The sequence below is a fragment of the Flavobacterium sp. Sd200 genome (assembly GCF_009826935.1).
Classification (GTDB): domain Bacteria; phylum Bacteroidota; class Bacteroidia; order Flavobacteriales; family Flavobacteriaceae; genus Flavobacterium.
In genome coordinates this window covers 336,157-346,053 of sequence record NZ_WUMN01000005.1, presented here as the reverse complement: position 1 = coordinate 346,053, position 9,897 = coordinate 336,157, and the positions used below count along the sequence as shown (strand labels likewise).

Sequence of the window (9,897 nt, the reverse complement as noted above, 5' to 3'; positions counted from 1 at the left end):
TGCTACGGTTATAGTCCCTGTAACCGGAGGGCATGTTCCGTTGGTATCGGTAATGGTTATGGTATGCGGTGTTGATGAAGCCGCCACTCCGTTGAATATGTTCGAAGCCTGTGGCGCACCTCCATCGATGCTATAGGTTATCCCTGTTGCTGGCAAAGTAGAAGTAACTGTAACCGTTGCTGTTTGTGTGGCGCAGTCGGTTGCGGTAGCCGAGGCTATAACTGTTGGCAATGTTACCACAGGTGCTACGGTTATAGTCCCTGTAACCGGAGGGCATGTTCCGTTGGTATCGGTAATGGTTATGGTATGTGGTGTTGATGAGGCGGCCACACCGTTGAATATGTTCGAAGCCTGTGGCGTACCGCCATCAATGCTATAGGTAATTCCTGTTGCTGGCAAAGTAGAGGTTACGGTAACTGTTGCGGTTTGTGTGGCGCAGTCGGTAGCGGTAGCCGAGGCTATAACTGTTGGTAGGTTAGGTATAACAATAAGCTGTGCTGCATCGCCCGGCAGTGTACAGTTTCCGGCGCCAATCTCGCAATAATACTGATTGCCGTTAAAGCTTGCCGGAATATTGCTTATGGTTAATGATGCTGTTGTTGCACCGGAATAATTGCCTCCATTGGTAACATTTACCCAGTTGCCCGATGCATTAAGCGTTTTCCACTGATAGGTGTAGATCGTGATAATATTTGAAGTCGCAGTAAATGTATACGATGTATTCTCACATATTGTTGCGCCCTGTGTTGTTGTGCGTTTAGGCTGATCGTCATGGAAACCTAAGTAGTCGCATGTTTCTGTTTGCAGCCATATCCAGTCGGCATTACTGTAATTTCTTGAAGGGCCAACAGCTAGTGGCCTTCTAATCATATTGTATCCCCTAGCTGCGTCACCGTTTCCTCCCTGCACCTGAAGTACATCGATTATAGTACCGTTTTTCTTTAATTTAAATTCATCGTCGGCATTAATACCGTTACCCATCGTTGGCCTGTCATCAGGGATACCGCAAGGAGCATCGCCACTTAAAATTATATACGTTTCCTCACTACCTATAGATCCGGTAAGCGTTAATATATAATTATTAACAGGGGTGGGATCTCCAATGCGCTGGTATCGTTCTAAAACATATTGATTGTTAAAAACAATAGTGTTTTCTGTCGGGTTATATATTTCTATTGCACCGGGGTTTCCTTCCGTGGCATCATACGCTTCAGATATGTATATTTCATTACAGTTGTCTATCATTACGCTAAATGCGGCTCTTGTAGCACTGCATCCGTTAGTAATTATGGTTATGGCTCCATTTGTGGCATATTGCGGAACAGTGGCCTGTATTGTGGTTGCCGATACTACAGTAAAAGATGCAGCCTCTAATCCGTTAAATTTTACAGATGAGGTTCCGCTACCCAAGTCAAAGCCTGTACCTGTTAAGGTTACTACAGTACCTACAGGGCCTGTTGACGGAAAAAATGATGAAATTGAAGTGTTAGTACAGGGTGCCTGAGCATAACCGGATAAGGTTAACATAAAGCAGGTTATCAAAGCAATAAACCCTGATTGGAAGAACGGTTTTTTTTTGCGCATCATTTTGTGTTTAGTTTATAATATGCAAATGCTGCGCAAGCTAAATTTTATTAAGCGGTTGTTAATTATCCTTATTTTATCAAAAAGTTAATTAATGTGAAGTTTTATAATCATATTCTGAATAAATGATTGCCGTTTTGTTTGATATTAAAGCAAAATCCCGGTCGTTATAAACTTCCGGGATCGTTAATGTTATCTTAAAGATAATTTTTTATTTTTTTGCCGCATCGATTCGCGCCTGAATAAGGTTCCAGTCATAAAAATGAAACGTCATGCCGTTGCTCATGGCTACAAACATTCCGTTAGGGAATTTTGTCCCTAAATTTACATTGGTAACATCGGCACCATCGCACTCTATGGTAGAGGTAGGCACTTCTGCAAGCAAAGGATATTCGTTAGGATTGCCGTTGACACCCTCACGCGGATATACCATAAATGTGTTTGCCTGCTGGTTCGATACTAAAATATATCCGGCAGTGGCGGATGTTTTATAAATAGCAATACCTTCATGGTCCTGCTTAAATCCGGTCTTGCCAAACATAGCCAATTCCTTATCGTTTTTAGCAGCGGGGTCGGCAATATATTTTCGTATCCCCTGGCCTTCATCGCAATAATATATAAAACCTGCCTCGTTGTCTACAGCAATGGCTTCAATTTCTTTATTACCGCTAAAGGTGCCAAATTTTCGTTCAACTACTGCGCTTACGGTACCGTTGCTGTTTCCGCTAAGCCTGTATTGCCATAGGTATGTGCCTGATGGCCCTGTTTTACGGCCTACCACTGCATAAATAGAATTGTCTGACGGACGTGTATAAAGGGCAACCCCCATGGGGTCGCGCTCGGTTTCGCCTTCAAAAACAGGTATGCCGCCATTATCTATAGGCTCAAGACCAGGCAGGCTGAAGATCCTTATCTTATTCGTCTCCCTTTCGGTAGTAACGGCAATGTCTGTTTTTTTACCGTTTATCAAAAGTCCGTAAGCAAGGTCTACATTGTTTGGCCTTTGCAGGGTTATCGACTTTTTAATGATCTTTCCGTCAAGGCTGTACATGTATATGCCGCCATCGGTGTCTTTATCGGTACCAATAACAAGGCTTTTGGTTGCATCGTCAGGGTTAATCCAAATGGCAGGATCGTCAGTATCGTGTGGTGTAGGCTCTGTAACCACTGTAGGTTTAACAGCATCGGGTCTTACAGGTGCAAGCTGAGAACCACATGCAGCTGCCAGTACCGATATTGTTGTTAGGGTTATTATTTTTTTGTACATAATGTAACTCTTCTAAAGTTTTAAAAAAAGCAATGACAGGATGGTTGTACATCCTGCCGTTACTTATATGTTTTGCGTAAGATTAAAAATCGAATTTAACACCAAGGTTAAAACGCGACTGGTAGTATTCCATTTGCTTTGTTCTTGAAGATACTCCCTGATAGTAGCGCAGTGGCTGGTTAGTCAGGTTGGTTGCTTCGGCAAAAATACGAAGGTTTTTAGTGATCTTGTATGAAGCATTCACATCAAGGAAAACCTGCTTGTCATAATAGCTGTCGTTAAACTCATCCGATCCTAACTCATCAAGATAATCTGATGCGAAGTTAACCGATGCCCTTGCCGAGAATTTGTTGTTGTCCCAAAACAGCGACCCGTTAAACATGTGCGGTGCAGTACCCGGAAGGCTCACGTTCTTTCTTTCGTTACCGTCTTCGTCGGCAATACCTTTAGCTTTACTGTCAGTATAAGTATAGTTGGTATATACACCAAAGTGTTTCAGGAAGCCAGGCAGGAAGTCAAGCTGACGCTGAAAAGCCACTTCAAAGCCATACACATCTACATTATCTCCGTTGCGTGATTGTATAAATGTCCATTCTTCACCAACCGGAACCGGGTTGCTTTGTCCGGGGAAATCAGCTGTAAAATCGGCTGTAGAATACTGATTATTACTATACGTATAAATAAAATCTTTAAGATTTTTGTAGAATACACCACCCGATAGAAGCCCTACCGATTTAAAGTAATACTCTGCCATAAGGTCAAAGTTATATGAGTAAGTAGCGTCGAGCTCCGGGTTACCGGCAATAATTTCTGAGTCGGCTGCAATGTTGTTAACATAAGGAGCAAGCGCATAATAATCCGGTCGTGCAAGTGCTGTTGTGGCAGCAGCCCTTAAAATAAGATCCTGGTTAACATCATATTTAAACGAAATACTTGGCAATACGTTGGTATAAGAGTTGGTGTTGTTTATCTGGCCTTCAAGCTCTTCTTCGTCAAGTACCCTGTTGCCTGTATAATCTATATACGTGTTTTCTATACGAACCCCCACTATCATAGACAGTTTGTTATTAAAATCCTGATCCCAGCGCACGTAGCCTGCATAAATGTTTTCTTTAGCCTTGTAGTTTACCGCAAGGAATTCAGATGGATCGAGTTCGCTTGTAAACAACGAAGGGTTGTTTAAATCAAGGTTGCCTAAATAGTTTGCCGATGCAAATAAGCCCGGTACATATTTGCTGCCCGGATTAAAACCGTTGCCACTAAAATAGCTTGTAGGTACATCTGCCAGCGTAACGCCGTTTACAGGTTCGTAAGAATAGAATATGTTATCGCGGCTTTTGTCTTTTATTCTAAGGCGTAGCCCTGTTTTTAAACGGCCTTTTTGTCCTGAAATAACCGATAGGGGGAAGCGCACGTTTACTCTTGCGCCAAATTCTGTCTCTTCAGTATTATCCCTGTTCTCTGTAAGTGCTGATTGCTCAAAAGAGGCTGCATCTTCGCCTGTGGTAGTTAAAAGTGGCTTTTTAACATCGCTTAGATCCTGGAATAATGGCAAACCTTCCTGCTCAAATTCAATGTAACGCTCACCCGGCCTGAACTCGCGTGCTTTGGCATAGTTCATAGACCAGTCAAGGTCTAATTTAGAGCTAATAAGGTGCTCACCACGCAGGGCATAGTTTTGCACACGTTGATCTTCAAGCCTTCTGCTTTTGTTGCGGCTGTTGTCTACACCGCCTTTGGTTTCTCTTTTTACCCTTCCGGTAAAACCAGTAATGGTTTCGCCTGTATATTCGGGTGCTATATCATCATAAGTAGTCCTGAAACGGTTTTCGCGGTCGTCTCTCCAGTTGTAAATAGCATTGGCATATATGGCGTTGTTGTCGTTAAATTTATAATCGAACGCAACTGCAGCACTGCGGCGAATACGCTGTACATCATATTTTCTTATATCCTGCTCCTCAACATATACGTTATTAAAATCGTCTTTAACCCAAACGGCCTCAACGTTGTCCGATCCAAAATCGTTATTGTTGTATGAGCCACTTACTACTACGCCTAATTTGTTGTTAAGGTAGCGGTTACCATACACAAGCCCGGCAGTATAAATACCTTTTTCCCTTATTGGGCCATAACCACCTGCAAGTGTAGCCGATATTCTTTCGCCGTTTGGAGTGGCACGGGTAATAAGGTTTACAGATCCGCCTATCGCATCTGCATCCATATCAGGCGTAAGGGTTTTGTTTACCTCTATAGTAGCGATCATGTCGCTCGGAATAAGATCCATCTGTACATTACGGTTATCTCCTTCGGCAGAAGGTATCCTGTCTCCGTTGATGGTTACCGAGTTTAACGAAGGCGCAAGACCACGAATGATAATGTTACGTGCTTCACCCTGGTCGTTTTGCATAGTGATGCCCGGAACACGCTTTAAAGCATCTCCAATGTTGGCATCAGGAAAACGCCCCACCTGGTCTGACGATATTACGTTAGTAATATTCCTGTTGTTTTTTTGCTGGTTCAGTGCCCTTGCCTGGCCTTTAAGCCTGTCGCCCACAAGCACTACTTCCTGCAATGTTTCAGAGCCTGTAGTAAGAACGAAGTTTGCAGTTGTATTTTTACCTTCTTCAACCGTTACTTCCTGCGTTTGGGTCTGGTATCCCAAATAAATAACCTCTACAGTGTAGCTGCCCGCCGGAATGTTCAAAAATTCGTAGTCGCCTATTTGGTTAGAGATGGTGTAGCGGTTGCCATCTGCTATTTTAAGGGTTGCTCCCGGTAGGGAATATTTACCTTCAAGATCGGTAACTTTACCCGAAATGACTCCTGTTTGTTGTGCATACCCACAAAGGCCATACACCATTACAGTAAGTAATAGTAGTAATTTTTTCATAAAGTTTGTGTTGTTGTTAATTGAGCGCAAAAATATAGTCGCTTTTTAACAGCCACGTTAGCTTTATGTTACCCTTGTAAAGTGTGTGAAAACATTAGGTTATTAAAAAAAGCATCTTGATTGTTTAATGTAATCAAAACGCTTCTTTATGGTTAATGATTTGTAATGGTGTTGTGTTTTTACCTTTGTAATGTAATTGCCATAAGCCCTATAACCACATCGTTTGCTATGGTTTTAAGTATAATACTTTTAAGGGGTTTGGTTTTATCTAAAGGCAGGTCGAGCACAGTAGCAGCACCGCCTTCTATTTCTTTACCATTGTGGTTTACCTTAGAGTCTACTCCCTGAACAATGGTTCCCGTTTTTAAATGAATGCGGATAGGGCGGGGGCTTTTTAACGCAAAAGCAAACCCATCGGTATAATAATCCAGATCTATAGGCCACCATATTTCCGGGTTGCGCAGTGCTAAAGTTTCTTTAGAGCCGTCGGTATATTCTACAATTATAACACCGTTATCAAGCTGACTTTGCATAGGGTTCGTAGAGCCTGCCATTAAAAACCACGCATGCGATGCTTTTCCTGTTAGCGGTATTGTTTTTTCGGTAGGATAATTATCCCATTGAGAGGTAAAGAGGATATTGTTTGCATCCTTTGCTCCGGGAGTAGAAAAACCAACGCCTTGTGGCAGGGTAAAGGTATTGTTTGCCCCTGCAAGTTTTCGCAGTCCACTGTCATCTACATTAAATGTTTTAAGAGGGTGTGCCCAGTCGCCAATGCCCTGCCACGGGAGTTGCAGTGTGGTGGTTTTCGGCCTTGGAGACAGGTATTTATTGCGGAATATTTGCGTAACCTTATCATTAAAATATTTTGAAAGATTAACGGTTTCCAGTTTCCCTGTCGTGGTTGCATCCCAGTTGTATAGCTTTTCTGTCAGGACACTGCCATCCTGTGTTTTTATTATTATACTATTAGTGCCTGTAACCATACTGTTTACAGGTACTTTTATTTCATCGCCAGTCTTTCCGGCAGGAAATGTTGCAGTAGTGCTAAAATCATTAACTGTAATTGTTGCTTTTATATCCTGAGCTGTGTTGTTTTGTAGACTGATACTGTTGTTATTTGCTTCGGGGTTCTTATTGTTAACTAAACTGATGGCTTTCTCTACTTTAAAGCAAAGCGGCATGTGCCATGAAAGTTCTCCCTGCTTTAGCTGTACAAATACTGTATAATTTCCTGTAATAGTATTTGTATTTACTTTGGCCGAGAAACCGGATGGTGTGGTATTAACGTTTGTGAGGACGCCTTGCGGATCGTTTATTTTTAAAACGGAAGCATTGCCAAATTGCTCGATAATACTGCTGCCTGGTGTATATGTTTTTTCGGCTGGAGGAAGTACAGGAGCATCGCCCTGCCAAGCAATAATTATGTCATATTTATCTGCGGCATCAGCATTTATTTCAATAATGGGCAGTCCTACCGCAGAGTCTATATTTTTCCAACGTGTGGATTTTCCGTTGATGGTAATGCTTTTTACCTGACCTTTTGCAATAGCCTGAAATTTCAGGTCAAGGCTTTGAGGCAGTTTTGGAATAATGGTATAAACATCAGTTTGCCCGTTGCGTTTAAAATCGAACGAAATATCGGGTGTAGCGAATGAAGCATAATTCCATGCCGAAGGCAATCCCGGCCGAATGGTAAGTGAGTTGCTTAGCGCATTAGGAGCAATACCAAAAAGCCCTTCTACCAGTGCTCGGGAAAACATCCCTACGGGGTCGCCAAAATCGCGGTAGGCTTCTTTACGGGATGCATCATAGTGCGATATCTGTACAAAATTTCCCGGGCTGCCACCAAGGTACATCGATGCCAACACTTCACTTTTAAAAAGTTTAAAAGCTTCATCGGTACGGCCGCCCTGCCAGTTGGCTAAAGCTGTATGCATAGATTCGGCTAATGCAACATTGTTTAAAGACCATTCATAGGGCATCCATTTTGTGGTAGAGAGAGTGTAATATCCGCCGTTATCCAGTCCTTTTGCCTTAATAGGGATGTGCGGAATTTCGTTATCTATATACCGCAGGCTTTGGTATGACTGAAACGGGTTCATGGTTTCGCTGTCCATACTGTGATAAACCGTCCACAATGCAGGAGCCGTATGCAGCAACTGGTTGCCTAAAGCATCTTTAAATTCGGCAAACACACCTTTGTCTTTTAACCACAGTTGGGCGTTCATAGCTTTTAAGATCTTGTTAGCCTCATTGCGGTAGGGGGCAGGGTCTTCGTTCATAATAACAGCTATCTGTGCAGCTTTTGTGTAAGCAAAATAATTATAAGCTGTTGTGTGAGTAACGCTGCCGCCACTGTATTGCAAAGCATCGCTCGCCCAAATGGCAGCATAGGCATCATAAAGCCCGTTACCGTCAGAGTCAAAATTACGGGTTTCCCAATCTAAATGGCGCTTTAGCAATGGCCAGGTTTCTTTTAAAAAAGTTATGTCACCCGTCCAATCATAATGGCGCAGCATGATGTCTATAAACACAAGATTCATGTCATAGTGGTGTGCCGTCATTTTTTGTCCGTCAGGGTTCCTGCTAATATAGCCACTGGTAAACATACCCACTCCCAATTTTTCCAGGCTTCGGGCCAAATGGGTTGTAGTATCTGCTATGACCGAACCGCTTTCCGGAGCAATTACCTGCGACCTTGCATAACTCTGCAAATGAGTTTTAGCCCTGTCGTGCCAACCAAGCACATCTGCAGTATAGGCACCGCGCCAGCCGTTTAGGCGCATGCGCCACCCAATAGAACCATGCAGGTAAGACGGATCTTCCCAAGTAGCATCTGATGCTATGGCAATGGCGTTGCCAACTGTATTTATATATGAATCGGGTGTGTTGATGGCAATTCGTCCGGCAATTTCTTTTCTTGCAGTTTCTGCCAACGCAAATTGCTTAGACAGTTCTTTATAACTAAGTGCAGATTTAGTAGCCGGATTGTGTACACTAAAATAATAAGGTGTATTGTTTTTTGCATTTAACCTGCCAGCCAGTGCCGGGTTATTGCCAGCCAGTGAAGTGTAGAATTCTAACGGACTTGATACGATTCCTGAGTTGACAGTTTTTACTTGTGTCTGTGTTGGATATGTGCCTGTAAGTAATTTTTCTTTAGAGGTTTTGGATTGCTGTACAGAATCTTTTATAACATAGCCGCCATTGTTTACCTCTAAACCTGTACCATATTGTAAGGTAAAACTATTTTTGGTTATGTTAAATATATTGTCTTTAGAGTTTTCCGGTTTTAAGTAGAAGTTAGATTCAGGATCGGGACCCATATCGCCATTACGACTAAAGTTTTTACCCGATGCACCTCCAAAAGCCCAAAACAGGTTAATAGGATCTTTTACATTTTGTAATTCTGTTTTAATAAGAAACCCGTCGGCATCGGCCATGGCTAAAACTTCTATAAGCAGTTTGCCATTTCCCAGCAAAGGGTCCTGTATAGTATAAAGCATGGCTCCCGGCCTGTATCTTGCTGTTATGGTTTGTGCCTCCGTAGCCCATATTGTTTTATTATTTGTTCCAAAGCCAAGTTTAAAATTGCCTCCCATGCCGGGCATATACAGGGCGAACTCAGGCCTGTCTCCGGTCTCGACCCTAAAGGCTGTGTTGGTTCCATAAAGAGCACGCGTAAACAAGCGGCTGCCATTAGTAATAACAAAGTCGGTGCCATCGGGTTTATAACGCAGTTCACGTTCTTCATTATGCCATGAGGCATCGGCTAATTTTACAGGATAGAGTTCCTGTGCAGTTGTAACTAATGAAAATAATAAAACAGAAAGGACAAATGATCGTTTAAAAAAATGCATGTTGGGTTGCTTTATTTTAGTTGATATTTCAAAGATAGAAGTAATATTCAAAGTATTTCAATCGATTGAAATATGTAGATGTGATTGTATCTTTGATAGCAACTGAAAGAGATACTATAATAAGTACATAATGTTAAATTTATGTTAAAAATAATTTTTATTAAATTTTGTAGGAAATACAGTTGTAAAATGTTTTTAGTGGTAAAATTTGTGATCTCAGTTTTAATATCTTTTACCAAACTTATTTTAAATAAATATCTATTATTTAAAGGGTATTACTTATAAATTAGATG

At 41.9% G+C, this 9,897-nt stretch carries 4 protein-coding genes; all 4 read right to left on the bottom strand.

All coding sequences use genetic code 11. From position 1 onward, the window contains the following. The coding region (locus GR160_RS14940; RefSeq protein WP_237421233.1) for an IPT/TIG domain-containing protein at window positions 1–1,587 on the bottom strand (1,587 nt) is incomplete at its 3' end. Between the two features lie 208 nt (window positions 1,588–1,795). Beyond that, window positions 1,796–2,851 (bottom strand): phytase, encoded by a 1,056-nt coding sequence (locus GR160_RS14935; protein WP_160750694.1) that lies wholly within the window; start codon window positions 2,849–2,851, stop codon window positions 1,796–1,798. 82 nt (window positions 2,852–2,933) lie between these two features. After that, window positions 2,934–5,741: a TonB-dependent receptor gene (locus GR160_RS14930; protein ID WP_160750693.1), complete on the bottom strand. Its 2,808-nt coding sequence runs from the start codon at window positions 5,739–5,741 to the stop codon at window positions 2,934–2,936. 179 nt (window positions 5,742–5,920) lie between these two features. Beyond that, window positions 5,921–9,604 carry a DUF4450 domain-containing protein gene (locus GR160_RS14925; RefSeq protein ID WP_160750692.1) on the bottom strand — a complete coding sequence of 1,228 codons (3,684 nt, stop codon included), beginning with the start codon at window positions 9,602–9,604 and terminating at the stop codon, window positions 5,921–5,923. Window positions 9,605–9,897: the final 293 nt, after the last annotated feature.

What these genes read in the sequence shown, in the direction of transcription:
- GR160_RS14935 (WP_160750694.1), bottom strand. Translation starts at nt 2,851, where the DNA reads ATGTACAAAAAAATAATAACCCTAACAACAATATCGGTACTGGCAGCT.
- GR160_RS14930 (WP_160750693.1), bottom strand. Translation starts at nt 5,741, where the DNA reads ATGAAAAAATTACTACTATTACTTACTGTAATGGTGTATGGCCTTTGT.
- GR160_RS14925 (WP_160750692.1), bottom strand. Translation starts at nt 9,604, where the DNA reads ATGCATTTTTTTAAACGATCATTTGTCCTTTCTGTTTTATTATTTTCA.